Annotated in this window: 14 protein-coding genes; all 14 read right to left on the bottom strand. The window is 38.7% G+C overall.

Annotation, left to right across the window (positions count from 1 at the left end):
* Positions 1-25: 25 nt before the first annotated feature.
* The gene (gene truB, locus H514_RS0118675; RefSeq protein ID WP_027448333.1) at positions 26-940 is read right to left on the bottom strand and encodes a tRNA pseudouridine(55) synthase TruB; all 915 of its coding nucleotides are present in this window, start codon (positions 938-940) and stop codon (positions 26-28) included.
* Positions 941-1,049: 109 nt separating this feature from the next.
* Positions 1,050-1,406 carry a 30S ribosome-binding factor RbfA gene (rbfA, locus tag H514_RS0118670; RefSeq protein ID WP_027448332.1) on the bottom strand — a complete coding sequence of 119 codons (357 nt, stop codon included), beginning with the start codon at positions 1,404-1,406 and terminating at the stop codon, positions 1,050-1,052.
* A gap of 79 nt (positions 1,407-1,485) precedes the next feature.
* A complete protein-coding gene (locus H514_RS0118665; protein WP_027448331.1) occupies positions 1,486-1,764 on the bottom strand; it encodes a DUF503 domain-containing protein in 279 nt (92 codons plus the stop codon).
* Complete coding sequence (gene infB, locus H514_RS0118660; protein WP_027448330.1) at positions 1,761-3,959, bottom strand: translation initiation factor IF-2; 2,199 nt, start codon at positions 3,957-3,959, stop codon at positions 1,761-1,763. The genes H514_RS0118665 and infB overlap by 4 nt, the downstream gene beginning before the upstream one ends.
* Before the next feature lie 16 nt (positions 3,960-3,975).
* The gene (locus H514_RS0118655) at positions 3,976-4,278 is read right to left on the bottom strand and encodes a YlxQ family RNA-binding protein (protein WP_027448329.1); all 303 of its coding nucleotides are present in this window, start codon (positions 4,276-4,278) and stop codon (positions 3,976-3,978) included.
* Entirely contained in the window at positions 4,271-4,555 is a 285-nt protein-coding gene (rnpM, locus tag H514_RS0118650; RefSeq protein WP_027448328.1) for an RNase P modulator RnpM, read from the bottom strand. The genes H514_RS0118655 and rnpM overlap by 8 nt, the downstream gene beginning before the upstream one ends.
* Positions 4,556-4,567: 12 nt before the next feature.
* The gene (gene nusA, locus H514_RS0118645) at positions 4,568-5,677 is read right to left on the bottom strand and encodes a transcription termination factor NusA (protein ID WP_027448327.1); all 1,110 of its coding nucleotides are present in this window, start codon (positions 5,675-5,677) and stop codon (positions 4,568-4,570) included.
* 15 nt (positions 5,678-5,692) lie between these two features.
* A complete protein-coding gene (gene rimP / locus H514_RS0118640) occupies positions 5,693-6,169 on the bottom strand; it encodes a ribosome maturation factor RimP (protein ID WP_027448326.1) in 477 nt (158 codons plus the stop codon).
* A gap of 296 nt (positions 6,170-6,465) precedes the next feature.
* Positions 6,466-10,761, bottom strand: a complete 4,296-nt coding sequence (locus H514_RS0118635; protein ID WP_027448325.1) for a PolC-type DNA polymerase III — start codon at positions 10,759-10,761, stop codon at positions 6,466-6,468.
* A 94-nt stretch (positions 10,762-10,855) separates the two neighbouring features.
* On the bottom strand, positions 10,856-12,562 hold the full coding sequence (locus H514_RS0118630) for a proline--tRNA ligase (protein ID WP_027448324.1): 1,707 nt from the start codon (positions 12,560-12,562) through the stop codon (positions 10,856-10,858).
* An 87-nt stretch (positions 12,563-12,649) separates the two neighbouring features.
* Entirely contained in the window at positions 12,650-13,906 is a 1,257-nt protein-coding gene (gene rseP / locus H514_RS0118625; RefSeq protein WP_027448323.1) for an RIP metalloprotease RseP, read from the bottom strand.
* Positions 13,907-13,922: 16 nt separating this feature from the next.
* The gene (dxr, locus tag H514_RS0118620; protein ID WP_027448322.1) at positions 13,923-15,068 is read right to left on the bottom strand and encodes a 1-deoxy-D-xylulose-5-phosphate reductoisomerase; all 1,146 of its coding nucleotides are present in this window, start codon (positions 15,066-15,068) and stop codon (positions 13,923-13,925) included.
* 28 nt (positions 15,069-15,096) lie between these two features.
* Positions 15,097-15,882: a phosphatidate cytidylyltransferase gene (locus H514_RS0118615; protein WP_027448321.1), complete on the bottom strand. Its 786-nt coding sequence runs from the start codon at positions 15,880-15,882 to the stop codon at positions 15,097-15,099.
* A gap of 15 nt (positions 15,883-15,897) precedes the next feature.
* Positions 15,898-16,659, bottom strand: coding sequence for an isoprenyl transferase (locus H514_RS0118610; protein WP_027448320.1), 762 nt, complete (start codon positions 16,657-16,659; stop codon positions 15,898-15,900).
* Positions 16,660-16,741: the final 82 nt, after the last annotated feature.

Here is a 16,741-nt window from a genome sequence, read left to right as displayed (position 1 = left end):
GCTTTACACCCTTTTCCGTTCACGACTAGTCATATTGGAACACCCGTACAGGCTTAATTAAATGGGGCTTGTCTGGGTGAATTTGATAGATTGCAAGTAATTTACCATGTTGGCTAATCATACTAAATGGATTTGTTGTTGGCATTTCTTTCGGTTTAGAAAATAATGTACCATGGTACACTTGATCTTCTTCTTCTTGTTTAACATAAAGACGGTCTAAATGTCGAACCCCTCGCTCCATAGGCTGTAAGTATTCTTCAATCCGTCCTTCATCCATTGCTGTCTCTATTTGTTCAAATGTGATGCCTTCTTCTTTTTCAAAAGATCCTGAAGCCGTTCTTACAAGATGTGACATGTGAGCCGGGTACCCAAGCGCTTTTCCAATATCTACACACAGCGTCCGAATATAGGTACCTTTTGAACATGTAATACTTATATTAAATGTAGCAGCACCATCTTCATCATACGTGACTTCATCTGATAGAAGCGAAATATCATATATCGTTACCGTTCTTTGAGGACGTTCCACTTCTAAACCTTCTCTTGCATACTCATACAAGCGTTTCCCTTCTACTCTAACAGCAGAATACATGGGAGGCACTTGTGTGATTGTACCTACAAAAGATTCAAGGACTTTTTCTAGTTCCTCACGTGCTATTGGTGATGATACTGATTTTTGGTCAATGATTGCACCTTCAGCATCTTCGGTTTCGGTAGCATATCCAAGCTTCACTTCTGCTTCATATACCTTCTTAGATTCAGTCACGTACTGTGCTATCTTTGTTCCCATGCCAATACACATTGGCAACATTCCAGCTACCTCAGGGTCAAGTGTACCGGTGTGACCAACCTTTTTTGTACCTAGTATTTTACGCATTTTGTTGACACAATCATGTGATGTCATACCAACTGGCTTCCATAATGGCAGGATTCCATCCATAACGCTCACTTCCATTTCCTTGTTGGCACTATTTCATACTTTTATAAAGCGTATGTAATCTTTTTACTAATAAAAAGGATAGACTACCGTAAGAGTCTATCCTTTTCCACTAGTCTTCATCTGAAGTATCATTGAGATCTTGAAGAATGGATTCGATACGATTTCCGTACTCAATCGCTTCATCAAACTCAAATGTGATTTCTGGCGTTTTACGGAGACGGATTCGTTTTCCGATCTCAGAACGGATAAACCCTTTTGCTTTAGCTAAGCCAACTAATGTATCTTGTTTTTGTTTATCATTACCTAAAACAGAGATATACACTTTAGCTTGTTGAAGGTCTCCTGTAACTTTTACTTCTGTAACCGTTACAAAGCCAATACGGGGATCTTTAATTTTCTTTCCAATAATATCCCCTAATTCTTTTTTCATTTGTTCACCAACACGATTTGCTCTTAAATCGCTCATGTTCATTCACCTCTTTGAAAGGAGAGACTGCAATACATAGTTGTTCTAAGAACCCAATCAAGGATCTTATCGAAGGTTTCTATAACCATATCACGTCTGTAGTCGTTCGTTCAATTTCAGGAAAAGAGTCAATTAGAGCGATGACGCGATTTAACTCTTTCTCAGCTTGAACTTTGTCAGACGAAATTGTTACAAAACCAAGCAATGTACGCTGCCAGAGATTTTGGTAATCCAATTCACTGACAGCAACATTGTACTCATTATGAGCTCTGGTAATAATTCGTTTAATAACAGAACGCTTTTCTTTTAAGGAATGTGCTTCATATATAAAGCATTCTACCTCAAGGGAAGCGATCATACTGGTTGAACTTCTTCCATTACGAAGGCTTCGATAATGTCGCCTTCTTTAATGTCGTTAAAGTTCTTGATTGTAATACCACACTCATAGCCTTTATCCACTTGTTTAGCATCGTCTTTATAACGTTTTAAGGTGTCAATTTCACCTTCGAACTGAACAATACCGTCACGGATTAAACGCACGCCAGAATTACGTGTGATTTTACCTTCAGTAACATAGCTTCCTGCAATAGTTCCGATCTTAGACACTTTAAATGTTTCACGTACTTCAGCTTGCCCAATAATCTTCTCTTCAAAAGTAGGATCAAGAAGACCTTTCATTGCAGCTTCGATTTCTTCCATAACTTTGTAGATGATGCGGTGAAGACGAATATCAACATTTTCAGTTTCAGCAGTCTTCTTCGCGTTAGCATCTGGACGTACATTAAATCCAACTACAATTGCGTTAGAAGCAGATGCAAGAATAATATCGGATTCTGTAATCGCACCAACACCAGTGTGGATTATCTTAACTTTCACGCCTTCTACTTCGATTTGTTGAAGTGAAGATGCAAGAGCTTCTGCAGAACCTTGTACGTCAGCTTTAATAATGATGTTGATCTCTTTCATATCACCTTGCTTGATTTGTTCAAACAGGTCATCCAAGCTAACTTTTGCTTTCTCACCACGTTGTTCCTCGATTTGTTGCTGTTGTCTTGCTTCACCTACAGAACGAGCTTTCTTCTCATCCTCGAATGCAATGAATCGATCGCCGGCTTTAGGTACATCACTCAACCCTGTGATTTCAACAGGCGTAGAAGGTGCTGCTGTTTTAACACGTTTACCAAGGTCATTAACCATGGCACGAACACGTCCGAATGTATTACCTACAACGATAGGATCTCCTACATTTAATGTTCCATTTTGAACAAGAAGGGTAGCAACGGAACCGCGGCCTTTATCAAGTTCAGCTTCGATAACTGTACCCATAGCTAAGCGATCTGGATTCGCTTTAAGCTCTTCTACTTCCGAAACAAGAACGATCATTTCTAGTAGATCATCGATACCTTCTCCATTCACAGCAGAAAGGTGAACAAAGATTGTATCTCCACCGAATTCTTCTGGAACAAGGTTGTATTCCATTAATTCCTGCTTAACACGGTCAGGGTTTGCGCCTTCTTTATCCATCTTGTTTACAGCAACAATAATTGGTACTTCAGCCGCTTGGGCGTGATTAATCGCTTCTTTTGTCTGAGGCATTACACCATCATCTGCTGCAACAACAAGAATAGCGATATCTGTTACCTGTGCTCCGCGAGAACGCATGCTTGTGAAAGCAGCGTGACCTGGTGTATCAAGGAATGTAATTTTCTTATCGTTTTCTTCAACTTGGTAAGCACCGATATGCTGTGTGATACCACCAGCTTCTCCTGCAGTTACTTTTGTTTTACGAATAGAGTCAAGAAGTGTTGTTTTACCATGGTCAACGTGACCCATAATGGTAACAACTGAAGGACGCTCAACTAAATCAGCTGGATCGTCATCTTGAATGTAGTTTTCAAAATCTGTCTCATCAACGATGACTTCTTCTTCAGCTTCAACGCCAAACTCATCACAAATTAATTCAATGGATTCAGGCTCAAGATCTTGGTTCTTCGTAGCCATAACACCAAGGAACATTAACTTCTTAATAATTTCGGAAGAGTCTTTGTGAAGCTTCTCAGCTAACTCTGCAACCGTTAGACTACCTGTGTACGTAATCTTTTCAGGAAGTTTCATTTGTGGGCGCTGTTTTTGTTGCTTTCCACCTTGGTTTCTTCCTTGGTTGTTTCTGTTATTGTTGTGGCGCTTGTTGTTATTATTGTGTTTCTTTTTGTTGTTTGGTTTTTGATTTTGCTGTTTATTTGAATTATTCATAGACTGGTTTTGGTTTTGATCTCTTTTCTTCTGCCCTTGAGCAGATTGATTTTGTTGGTTTTGAGGCTTTTGCTGATTGCCTTGTTGTTTTTCTTTTTTCTGTTCTTTTTGAGCAGGCTTTTGTTGATTGCCTTCACTCTTCTTTCCGCTGAACATTTCATCTAAACGTTTTTTTGTATCTTCTGTGATGGTAGACATGTGATTAGACACTTCAACATTTAGGCTTTCTAGCTTTGTTAAAACATCTTTACTTGTTACGTTTTTCTCTTTGGCATATTCATATACGCGCATTTTACTCATACATTCACCCCCGAATTTATTCATCGAGCAAGGACATGATCTTTTTTGCAAAACCATGTTCAGTAATAGCGATTGCTACTCTACCTGACTTTCCGATTGCATTTGACAATGTGTCTCGATCGTCAACCTTCCTGAAAGGTACTTCATAGGACCGACATTTATCCGTAAGTTTTTTCTTTGTATTCACTCCGGTGTCTTCAGCAATCAAGATAAGATAGGCTCGGTTACGTTGAATGTCACGAATGATGGCTTCTTCACCTAATGTACATTTTCCAGCCCGGAAAGCAAGTCCCACCATATTTAAATAAGAGCTACTCATTCGTATCCTCTTTTACGATTTTCAATAGCTTCTCATAAAGCTCTTCATCTACTTTCGCCTTTAAATGATGAGATAGAATATTCTTCTGTCGGGCTGTTTCAATCACAGATGAATCTTTTGTTAAATAGGCACCGCGTCCGTTTTGTTTTCCCGTTTCATCAATAAAGACTTCCCCTTCTTTATTGCGAACGACACGGATCAATTGTTGTTTAGGCATCATTTCTTTCGTAACGACGCACTTACGTAAAGGCGTCTTCTTCTTTTTCATAGGAGCCATCTCGAGACCTCCTTATTCAAATGGATCTTCATCGATCTCAGAATAAGTATCCTCATCACTTGTTTGAGAAGGATCAAGTGTGCCATCCTCTAATGCTTCTGATTCACTCTTAATATCAATCTTCCAGCCTGTTAGCTTAGCAGCAAGACGTGCATTTTGACCACGCTTACCAATAGCTAATGAAAGCTGGTGATCTGGTACAATTACGGTTGTTGCTTTTTCTTCTTCATCTACACGGACTTCGAGAACCTTCGCAGGACTTAAAGCGTTTGAAACAAAGACAACAGGATCTTCTGACCACTGAACAATGTCAATTTTCTCGCCCTTAAGCTCATTTACAATGGCTTGTACACGTTGACCCCTTTGTCCAACACAAGAACCTACTGGATCGATTTCAGGATCTGGAGCATATACAGAAATCTTAGAACGATCGCCCGCTTCACGAGCAACTGAATTGATTTCTACAATTCCATCGTAAATTTCAGGTACTTCCATTTCAAATAAACGCTTTAATAGACCAGGGTGTGTGCGTGATACATAGATGTGTGGTCCTTTATTTGTGTTTTCCACTTTTGTGACAAACACCTTTAATCGGTCATGAACATGATACTCTTCTGTAGGCATCTGTTCACTAACCGGTAGACGTGCTTCAACTTTTCCTAAATTCACATAAGTGAAACGTGCATCTTTACGTTGAATAATACCTGTCATCACATCTTCTTCGCGATCGACATATTCACTAAAGATAACACCTCGTTCTGCCTCACGTACACGCTGTGTAACCACTTGTTTCGCCGCTTGTGCAGCAATTCGACCGAAGTCTTTCGGGGTTACTTCAACCTCAATCACGTCTTCTTCCTCATAGTTCGGATTGATTTGCTTAGCTTCATCTAATGAAATTTCCTGTTGAGGATCTAAAACTTCCTCTACAATTGTCTTTTGTGCGTACACATGCATTCCGCCTGTGTTCTCATCTAAATCAACGCGTACATTTGTAGCAGATTTAAAATTTTTCTTATAAGCAGAAATCAAAGCAGCTTCTAATGCTTCCATCAGAACGTCTTTGTCGATTCCTTTTTCTTTTTCTAAATAATGAATGGCATCAAACAGCTCGCTACTCACTGTCATATCCCCCTTTTAATTAAAACTCACAGCTAAACGTGCTTTCGCAATTTTATCAAATGGAACTTCAATATCTTTACGGCGCGTTTTTACTTTTATTTCGATTGTAGCTGTATCATTCTCGAAGGACTTTAACTCTCCTTCAAGTTCCTTTTCACCATCAATATGTTCATATAATTTCACGTAAACATTGTGTCCCACGTGCTTTTCAAAGTCTTTCTTAGTCTTCAATGGACGCTCTGCACCAGGTGAAGATACTTCTAAAAAGTAAGGGAACGTTATGGGGTCTTCCTCATCAAGCTTCTCACTTAATTGCTCACTTACCTGGCCACATTCTTCAATTTCTACGCCACCTTCTTTATCGACATACAATCGCAGGAACCAGTTTTTCCCTTCTTTTACGAATTCAGTATCTACAAGTTCAAGATTCATGTCGTCGAGAATTGGCTGAACCAGTTTTTCTGTTACTTCAATTACGCTTTGCTCGCCCAACTTGAATTCCCTCCTTTTCTCTTCATAAACAGTTTGCCTTACGTATAAAATTCCCTGCTGAGGCAGCAGGGAATAGCGTCGTTCGGTGGACAAATTAGGCAGTAACACAAAAGAGTGGGAAGCCCCACTCTTCTTCACTAGTACTTATCATTTATCATACCAACAAAAATATACCATACCTTGACGATTTTAGCAAGAGAGACTAAAAGCGGAGAGGACTGGTAAGAAACGTACGGATAACTAGAATCTCCAGAAATGGAATCACCATATTAGAAGTTGTAATTGTACGCTGGATCCTAGAACAATGATAACTGGTTTTTGTCAGGTAACCCTTCTAAGCAACCGTGGTTATCTAAATACTCTAATACCGTCTTCGAAATACGACTGCGTTCACGCAAGTCTTCCTTAGATAAGAACTCACCATCTTCACGTGCATTCACAATGTTAATGGCAGCGTTCGTTCCAAGTCCATCTACTGAGTTGAATGGAGGAATTAACGTATTTCCTTCAACTAGAAACTCACTTGCTGAAGAGCGATAAAGATCAACTTTACCAAAATTATAACCACGCTCAGTCATTTCTAGTGCTAACTCTAATACAGTCAATAAACTCTTTTCTTTCGGTGTCGCGTCTAGACCTTTTTGATTGATTTCTTCAATGCGTTTACGGACTGCTGCTGATCCTTTCACCATTGTATCAATATCAAAGTCGCTAGCACGTACAGTAAAGTAAGCTGCATAGAAATAGATTGGATAGTGTACTTTAAAGTAAGCTATGCGCACAGCCATAAGTACATATGCTGCTGCGTGTGCTTTAGGGAACATGTATTTGATCTTTTTACAAGATTCAATATACCAATCTGGTACCCCGTGTTTTTTCATTTCTTCTATCCACTCATCTTTTAATCCTCTACCTTTACGGACAAACTCCATAATGGTAAAGGCCATAGATGGCTCAAGTCCTTTATGCATTAAATAAACCATAATATCGTCACGACAACCGATAACGTCTGGTAACTCACAAATACCATCATTAATTAATTGATCTGCATTTCCTAGCCATACGTCTGTACCGTGAGATAAACCAGAAATGATAACAAGCTCTGCAAATGTTGAAGGTTTTGTATCCTCCAACATTTGTCGTACGAAACGCGTTCCGAATTCTGGAACACCTAAAGTCCCTGTTTTACACATAATTTGATCTTGTGTAACACCTAATACATCGGGTCCACTAAAGATTTTCATAACCTCTTCATCTGCAGTGGGGATTGTTTTCGGATCAATTCCACTTAGGTCTTGTAGCATACGAATAACAGTTGGGTCATCATGTCCAAGTATATCAAGTTTCAGTAAGTTATCATGAATGGAGTGGAAGTCAAAGTGTGTGGTTTTCCACTCAGAAGTCTTGTCATCAGCCGGAAATTGAATAGGTGTAAAATCATAAATTTCCTTATCATCAGGAACAACGATGATCCCACCAGGGTGTTGACCGGTTGTACGCTTAACTCCAGTACATCCTTTTACAAGACGATCCACTTCTGCACTTTTATACTGAAGTTCATGATCACTGGCATATCCTTTTACAAATCCATAAGCTGTCTTCTCGGCAACTGTACCAATCGTTCCTGCACGATATACTTTATCTTCACCGAATAAGACTTTCGTGTAATTGTGGGCACGAGGTTGATATTCACCAGAGAAGTTCAAGTCAATATCAGGTACCTTATCCCCTTTAAATCCAAGGAATGTTTCGAAAGGGATGTCCTGACCATCTTTTGTATAGGGCACATCACAATTCGGACAATTTTTATCAGGTAAATCATATCCTGAACCTACAGAACCATCTGTAAAGAATTCAGAATGGTTACATTCCATACAAACATAGTGAGGTGGTAAAGGATTTACCTCTGTAATATCTGTCATCGTGGCAACGAAGGATGATCCAACGGAACCACGAGAACCAACAAGGTAACCATCATCCAGCGATTTTGTTACAAGCTTTTGTGAAATTAGATAAATAACTGCGAATCCGTTCCCTATAATACTCTCAAGTTCTTTTTCAAGACGGTTTACAACAAGTTCTGGTACAGGATCACCATATATACTTTTTGCCTTGTCATAACACATCTGACGCATCTCTTCATTCGCGCCTTCGATATTTGGTGTATATAAATCATCCTTAACGGGTTGTACCTCTTCCACTAGATCAGCGACATATTGTGTGTTCGTAACAACGACTTGCTTGGCCTTATCTTCTCCAAGGAAGCTAAAATCTTCAAGCATTTCATTGGTTGTTTTAAAGTGAACATCCGGCTGAGTCTGTCGATTTAGTGGATTACCACTTTGTGAGGCTATAAGAATTTTACGGTATTGTTTCTCGTGTTCATCAATATAGTGCGTATTCCCAGATGCTACCACTGGCTTTTCCATTCGCTCTGCCATGTTCACTAAATTCTTTAATATATCGTAGAGGTGTGCTTCATTTCGAACAAGCTCTTTCTCCATTAAATGAACATAGTTCGATGGCGGTTGGATTTCAATGAAGTCATAGAATTCAGCGGTTTTTTCAGCCTCTTCAGGTGACTTCTGCATCATCGCTTCAAACACTTCACCTTTATCACAGCCTGATCCTATTAATATTCCTTCACGGTGTTTTGATAATACAGACCGAGGAATTCGAGGAACACGATAAAAGTAATTAATGTGTGATGCTGAAACCAATTTATAAATGTTCTTTAGACCCTCTGCATTCTTTGCTAGTAATGTCACATGCGATGGACGAGAACGTTGATAAGCGTTTCCTTCTCCCATGTACTTATTGAGATCTAAATGATTGTGAATATCTTTTTCTCTAGCTTCCTTCACAAGTTTCCATAATAAATAGCCCGTAGCTTCCGCGTCATAAATCGCACGGTGGTGTTGGGTTAACTCTATATCGAAATATTTACATAAGGTATTTAAACGATGGTTTTTTAAACTTGGTACTAATAGGCGAGCTAACTCTAGGGTATCAATAACTGGGTTGGTTGATTTTCCATAGCCAATCTTTTTCAAACCCGTATTTAAAAATCCCATATCGAAACTAGCATTATGTGCTACAAGAATCGAGTCACCCATCCATTCGTAGAAATCTTTTAAAACCTCATCAGGATCTGGAGCATCCTTAACCATATCATCTGTTATTCCAGTTAGGTCAGTGGTTGTTTGAGATAAAGGCTCATGCGGATTTGCAAAGGACTCAAATCGATCAATAATTTCGCCTTCTTTTATCTTAACAGCAGCCAGTTCTATAATCGTGTCATAGATCGCGGAAAGTCCAGTCGTCTCAACGTCAAAAACCACGTATTCATCTGAAGCTAAATCTCTGTCTTGCTCTTCATAGGCGATAGGGACACCATCGTCTACAAGATTTGCTTCCACACCATAAAGGATCTTAATTCCATGCTTGCTACCTGCACTGTATGCATCAGGATACGCTTGTACAACACCATGGTCCGTAATCGCTACAGCTTTATGTCCCCAATTTGCAGCCTGTTCGATCAGGCGGGACGCAGATACTGTTGCATCCATTGTACTCATATTTGTATGAGCGTGTAGTTCAACACGTTTCTCCCCTTCAGGTGCTTTATCCTGTCGTACCTTTGGTTTTACTTCGTTAATGTCACTACCCATCATGGTTAATTCATTTGTGTAGTTATCTGTCTGGATTTTCCCTTTTGCTTTAATCCACATGCCTTCCTTCAAGCGATTAAACTTCTCAACATCATCATCACGACGAGAGAACATTTTCACTTGAAGAGAATCCGTATAGTCCGTAAGCTTTGCCATCAACAAATGACGACCTGAGCGGAGTTCACGAATTTCCACTTCAAATACATGACCTTGAATAACCATGGTATTTTCTTCTTCTTGAATGGTCTCAATTGGTTCTGGATCATTTTTGATATTATATCCGATAAGAAGTGGACCTTCATGTAAAACTTCATCACCCTGTTCTTTAGCTTTTTGTTCCTTCTCTATTACTGCCTTTTGAACGAGGTCTTGGTCTTCTTTGGCTTTTTGCTCTTTAAATTTCTGCATGGCTTCTTCAGACGACTTAACTTGAACGGTTAACGTATAAACTGAGGCTCCAATGCGTTTACAGTACATTTGGAAAAGATCATTTAAACGTTTTTTCAAAGCATGTGCTTCAGCTTCATTACGGGCATGTAGAATAATTTTATTCCCATCAACATCAGGCCTTTGCTCATGCAAAAAGTTTTTATAAGCAGGTGATAGATCTGGGATCGATTGAATAAATTGTAGCCAATAATCACATACACTATCCTGATCTAAATACTTTTCGGTGGTATCGATTGTCCACTGAACACTTGCAATATGCTGAAAGGTTTCTTGTAATTTAGTCGTAAATAAGGCATACACTTGTGGCGGGAGAATTGTAGGAATAAAGAAATAAAAATGCCACTCTTTCGTATGTTTATTCACAGATAGCTTGGTAAGCTGGCTTCCTTGAAAATGCTCATCAACAATGTCAGCTGGCATATCAATCTGTTTTAGCAGTAACTGCATTTTCTCACTTTGTGATACATCCATGATAGAACTCCCCCCTTATAACCAAATAGTTCTCTTTACTTGTATCTCTAACAAGAAGAGGTACCTCCTAATGGTTATAGAAGGTACCTATATCTTAGCTCTGTTTCAAAAATGATGTAATACGATCTAGGATTTCTTTTTCCTCAACTTCATCTTGCTCACCTGAATGACGTTCTTTCATTTCAACTACGCCTTCAGCTGCTCGTTTCCCTACAGTAATACGTAGAGGTATTCCAACTAAATCACTATCAGCGAATTTAACACCTGCACGTTCTTTACGATCGTCGAACAATACATCAACACCAGCATCTTGTAGTTTGGAATAAATACGTTCAGCAAGTTCCTGTTGTTCTTCTTTTTTAATGTTTAAAGCTAACAGATGTACTTTATAAGGCGCAATGTTTGAAGGCCAAGTAATACCTTTTTCATCATGGTATTGCTCTACAATAGAAGCTAAAGTTCTAGAAATACCAATACCATAACATCCCATGATCACGGTATTAGCTTTTCCGTTCTCATCTAAGAACTTCGCTTTCATTGGTTCAGCATAACGTGTACCTAATTTAAATACGTGACCAACTTCAATACCTTTTGCAAATTGAATGGTACCTTGTCCATCAGGTGAAGGATCTCCTTCTTGGATAAAACGCAGATCTGCATAATGACTTACATTAAAGTCATGGTCAGGAGTAACATGTGTGAAGTGGTAGCCATCTTCATTGGCACCACACGTTACATTTACCATAGCTTTTACAGCATTGTCAGCTACAATTTCTACGTCATCTGACACATTAATTGGCCCTACTGATCCAAAGCCTGTCCCTAATGCATTGCGTGTTTCTTCTTCAGATGCAAGTTCAATCATATCAGCGTCATATAAGTTCTTTAATTTCACATCATTTACTTCATGATCCCCACGTGTTAGAACCATAACAAGCTTACCATCCACATTGAACATAAGTGCTTTGATGCCTTCAGCTAATGTGTGACCTAATGCGTCTGCAGCTTCAGCCATTGTTTTGCAATTCGGTGTGGCTACCTTCTCTAATTCTTTAGGTTCTTCAGTTGATGTTTCATAGGTTTGTTCAACAGGAGCCATTTCAATGTTCGCTGCATAGCGAGAAGTATCCGAATAAGCAATCGTATCTTCACCGACATCAGATAATACCATGAATTCATGATTATCTTTTCCGCCCATTTCACCAGAGTCTGCAATGACAGCTCTGAAGTTTAGGCCTAAACGGCTAAAAATATTTGTGTATGCTTGGAACATACGCTCATATGCTTTATCTAAACTTTCATAGGAACCATGGAATGAATAAGCATCTTTCATTAAGAATTCACGTCCACGAAGAAGACCAAAACGAGGTCGTTTCTCATCACGGAACTTGGATTGAATTTGGTATAACGTTAATGGAAGCTGCTTATAACTTTTCACTTCATCACGAATAATTGCTGTAATCTCTTCTTCATGCGTTGCGCCAAGAGCAAATTCACGTTCATGTCTATCTTGCATTCTCATAAGTTCAGGACCATAAGAATGCCAACGTCCGGTTTCCTGCCACCATTCTGCAGGCTGAAGAACCGTCATATTCATTTCATGAGCTCTGGCTTTGTCCATTTCTTCTCGAACAATTGCTTCTACGTTACGTAATACTCGATTACCAATTGGTAAGAAAGAATACATACCTGCAGCAACTTTTCGGATGAAACCAGCACGGATTAATAGTTGATGGCTAGATATGTCTGCATCTGCAGGAACTTCTTTTAAAGTAGGTAAGAGCATTTCACTCTGTCTCATCCATACGCACCCCGTCTCTATTCTTTTATTGTATTATTGACATTTAGCTCCAACACCCAATGATTTGTGAGTGTTGGAGCCATTATTTTATAAAAATAATCGTTGGATATCGTTCCAAGTAACGACAATCATAAGAAGCATTAATAAGGCAAAACCAATAAAGTGAACGATCCCTTCTTTTTGCGGATCAATTGGTTTTCCGCGTACAGCTTCAACTCCTACAAATAGTAAACGTCCACCATCAAGTGCTGGTAGTGGGAGTAGGTTAATAATTCCCAAGTTAATGCTTAATAAAGCAATCCACTTCGTATAGATCTGCCAGCTTTGTTGAACAACTTGGCCAGTAGCATCATAGATACCAACAGGGCCAGATAAATTATTAATGGACAATTCTCCCGTTACAAGCTTACTTAAGTTCACTAAAATTAACTTTGTAAGTTCATAGGTTTCTGTAAAGCCATAAGCGAATGTTTTAGTGAAAGACTTCTCTACGGGTCGATATACTCCTATTTGTCCAATAGTTTCACCATTGGCTTCAACTTCATTTGTTTGTACAGGAATGGTTACTGTGTTTTGGTCACGTCTAACCGTAACATCTAACTGTGTACTCGGATTTTTTTGTACGATTTTTACAAATTCAGTCCAAGTATCTACGGATTGACCATCCACTTTTACGACTTCATCGCCTTGATGTAAGCCCGATTGTGCAGCAGGTCCACCTTCGACTAATTTACCAAGCTGTGACTTGTCGACAGGAACCCCCTGGAAAAGTCCTAATAAGAAGAAGATGACAATCGCCAAGATAAAGTTCATCATCGGGCCAGCAAATAATTGCATTGCTCTTTGAGGTAACGTTTTTGATGCAAATTGACGGTTGTAAGGTGCAATCTGCGTTTCTTTCTCATCCATTACAAAGTCTGCAGTAGGCTCTACCTCAAAGAAAAGCTTTTCATCTTCATCAACTTCATAACCTTCTATTACTAGTTGATGTTCAAGGTCCGCTTTTTCTACTTCAATAACTCTTGCATTAGGATGTTTGGATTTGTTATTCACAATGATCTTATTGACCTTACCCCCACCATTGAATTCAAGCCCAATATGATGACCAGGTTTGATTTCAATGATTTCAGGGTCTTCTCCTGCAACACGAACGTAACCACCTATAGGTAGAAGACGAATCGTGTATAGCGTTTCATTCTTTTTTGTTGAAAAGATTTTAGGGCCAAAACCAATCGCAAATTCTCTGGCAAGCATACCTGCTCGCTTTGCAAAAATTAAGTGACCTAATTCATGGACGAATACCAATAATCCAAACATGAATATAAAAGCAATGATGGTTGTCAAAGATAGCACCTACCTTTTATTTTACGTACGAAATAACACGCTTTCGCGTCTCTTCATCAACAGCTAAAATCGTTTCTAAATTTGGCTGATGAACTATGCTATGTTGTTCTAAAGCTTTTTCTATTAAAGTCTCAATCGTTAAGAATGAGATTTCCCCTTTTAAAAATAGGTCTACAGCTTGTTCATTTGCTGCGTTTAATACAGTAGTCATCGTTCCTCCTTGACGACCGGCTTCATATGCCATTCGAAGACAAGGAAAACGTTCCATATCCATTTCTTGAAAATGTAGTTTGCCTATTTCAACTAAGTTTAACGTCTTTGTATCAGGTAATTCAAGTCGTTTAGGATAAGTTAGAGCGTACTGAATAGGAACTCTCATATCAGGAGTACCTAATTGAGCCATAACACTCTTGTCAACGAATTCTACCATCGAGTGAATAACACTTTCTTTATGCATAATAACATCTATATTGTCATAAGGCATATCAAATAACCAATGCGCTTCAATAACCTCAAGACCCTTATTCATCATGGTTGCAGAATCAATCGTAATTTTAGCTCCCATACTCCAATTAGGATGATTTAAAGCGTCCTCGACGTTAACTCCCTCTAGCTCTGCTCTTGTTTTATCACGAAAGCTTCCACCAGATGCAGTTAATATAATTTTATTAGCATCTTTTTCACGCTCACCATTTAAACACATATAGATGGCTGAGTGTTCACTATCTATTGGGAGAAGAGATACTTGATTTCGATGAGCAGCATCCATTACTAGATGTCCAGCAGTTACAAGGGTTTCCTTGTTTGCTATGGCAACTTGTTTTTTCGCTTCAATCGCACCAAGTGTGGCAGATAGACCAACACTCCCCATTACAGCATTTACAACAACATCAACTTGATCATGTGTTGCAGCTTCATACATCCCCTCTAAAGAAAGACGAACTTGTAGTTCAGGAAACTCCGATTTAACCTGTTGTAATGTATTTTCATCTTGAACGACCACAAGTTTTGGTCGGAATTCTTTAATGATGGGTGATGCTTTTTCTAAATTACGACCAAATGCCATTGCATATAATTCAAATTCATCTGAATGATTTCGAATTACATCAACCGTTTGCAACCCAATCGATCCAGTTGCTCCTAATAAAGCAATTCGTTTCATCTGCGCACGCTCCTACATCTATTAAATCCTATGAAATAAATTGTATAAAATGCAAGATTGGGACAATGAAAATCAAGCTGTCAAATCGATCTAATACTCCACCATGTCCTGGTAAAAGCTTTCCGGAATCTTTCACAGAGTAATGGCGTTTATATGCTGATTCGACTAAATCACCTATTTGTCCACATACTGAGACCAGAATTGCCACTAAAATAACAATCAACATAGAAGAATGGACAGGCTCAATCATTTGAAAGATCGCTGCAACAATACATGCTAAAATAATTCCGCCTATCGATCCTTCTATTGTTTTTTTGGGACTAATTTTAGGCCAAAGCTTTCTCTTCCCTAACATCTTGCCAAACAAATACGCACCTGTATCTGTCGCCCAAATTAAAAATAGAGCAAAAAATAACAGATGGGCACCTTCTTCTCTAGTTGGGATTAAGTAGTAAAAGCCCATTCCAACATAAATCGATGATAATAAAAGAAATCCTGATTCATCAAAGGTAAATTTGTTTTTAACTAAAACCGTATACCCCAGTAGGATGAAAACAACCATTAGCGTTGCTTCAGATTTCGTCATAACATCAAATAAAATAAATGACTTTTCAGGTACTAACAACATCCAAAGCAATACCATGGAGAGCAGTCCGGGAAAAGAGGTTGGTGCAATCTTTCTCATTTGTAATAACTCAACTAGCCCAATGGTTGCTAACCCATAAACAATAATAATAAAAGGTAGCTCACCAAAGAAAATGGCTGGAATTAAAAATAAGCCTAATACGATTGCTGTAATTACTCTCTGTTTCATAATATCTTCAACACCTTAGACTCCTCCATAACGACGCTTTCGTTGTTGGTAATCATGAAGGGCTTTTTCGAATAATTGTTCACTAAAGTCTGGCCATAACACTTCTGTAAACCAGAACTCTGAATAAGCTAGTTGCCATAATAAATAATTGCTTAAACGAATTTCACCACTAGTACGAATTAATAAGTCAGGGTCTGGAACACGTTTCGTATATAGATATGAACTAAACAAGCTTTCATCAATGTCTTCCATATTTAAAGATCCATTTTGAACATCTTCAGCAATTTGCTTCGTTGCCTGAACCATTTCATATCGACTACCATAGTTCAACGCAAAGTTTAAAATCAAACCTGTATTATCCTTGGTTTGTTCCTTAGCATTTTCTACAGCTTTTTTCGTATGAGTAGGTAATTGGTCAAAATCCCCTATGGTTTGAACTCGTACATTATTTTCATGGAGTTCAGGTAAATATGTATTTAAAAATTGATCAGGTAGCTTCATAAGATATTCTACTTCATTTTTGGGTCTTTTCCAATTTTCTGTTGAAAAAGCATATAATGTTAAGACCTTCAGGTTGAGGTCTGATGCCCTACGAACAATTTTTTTAACTACGTCCATTCCTTCCTTATGCCCTGCGACACGTGGAAGCCCGCGTTTCTTTGCCCAGCGGCCATTTCCGTCCATAATAATTGCGACGTGATCCGGTATGTTGTCTAAATCCAATTGATATGATTCAGTTGGCTGTGTTTTCTTCTTAAATGGGCGTTTCAAAAACATAACAGTTCCTCCATGTTTAGAAAGACACAAAGTACATTATAAAACTTACATGTCTTCACTAATAAGGTCATCTTATAAACAA

Source organism: Pontibacillus marinus BH030004 = DSM 16465 (genome assembly GCF_000425225.1).
GTDB lineage: Bacteria > Bacillota > Bacilli > Bacillales > BH030062 > Pontibacillus > Pontibacillus marinus.
The sequence above is the reverse complement of the archived record's forward strand: the minus strand, read 5'-3'. Positions and strand labels throughout refer to the sequence as shown.

Coding starts and splice junctions, on each gene's coding strand:
- H514_RS0118655 (WP_027448329.1), bottom strand. CDS start 4,278: ATGAGTAGCTCTTATTTAAATATGGTGGGACTTGCTTTCCGGGCTGGA.
- rbfA (WP_027448332.1), bottom strand. CDS start 1,406: ATGAGCGATTTAAGAGCAAATCGTGTTGGTGAACAAATGAAAAAAGAA.
- truB (WP_027448333.1), bottom strand. CDS start 940: ATGGATGGAATCCTGCCATTATGGAAGCCAGTTGGTATGACATCACAT.
- H514_RS0118615 (WP_027448321.1), bottom strand. CDS start 15,882: ATGAAACAGAGAGTAATTACAGCAATCGTATTAGGCTTATTTTTAATT.
- rnpM (WP_027448328.1), bottom strand. CDS start 4,555: ATGGCTCCTATGAAAAAGAAGAAGACGCCTTTACGTAAGTGCGTCGTT.
- H514_RS0118630 (WP_027448324.1), bottom strand. CDS start 12,562: ATGAGACAGAGTGAAATGCTCTTACCTACTTTAAAAGAAGTTCCTGCA.
- dxr (WP_027448322.1), bottom strand. CDS start 15,068: ATGAAACGAATTGCTTTATTAGGAGCAACTGGATCGATTGGGTTGCAA.
- infB (WP_027448330.1), bottom strand. CDS start 3,959: ATGAGTAAAATGCGCGTATATGAATATGCCAAAGAGAAAAACGTAACA.
- H514_RS0118610 (WP_027448320.1), bottom strand. CDS start 16,659: ATGTTTTTGAAACGCCCATTTAAGAAGAAAACACAGCCAACTGAATCA.
- H514_RS0118665 (WP_027448331.1), bottom strand. CDS start 1,764: ATGATCGCTTCCCTTGAGGTAGAATGCTTTATATATGAAGCACATTCC.
- H514_RS0118635 (WP_027448325.1), bottom strand. CDS start 10,761: ATGGATGTATCACAAAGTGAGAAAATGCAGTTACTGCTAAAACAGATT.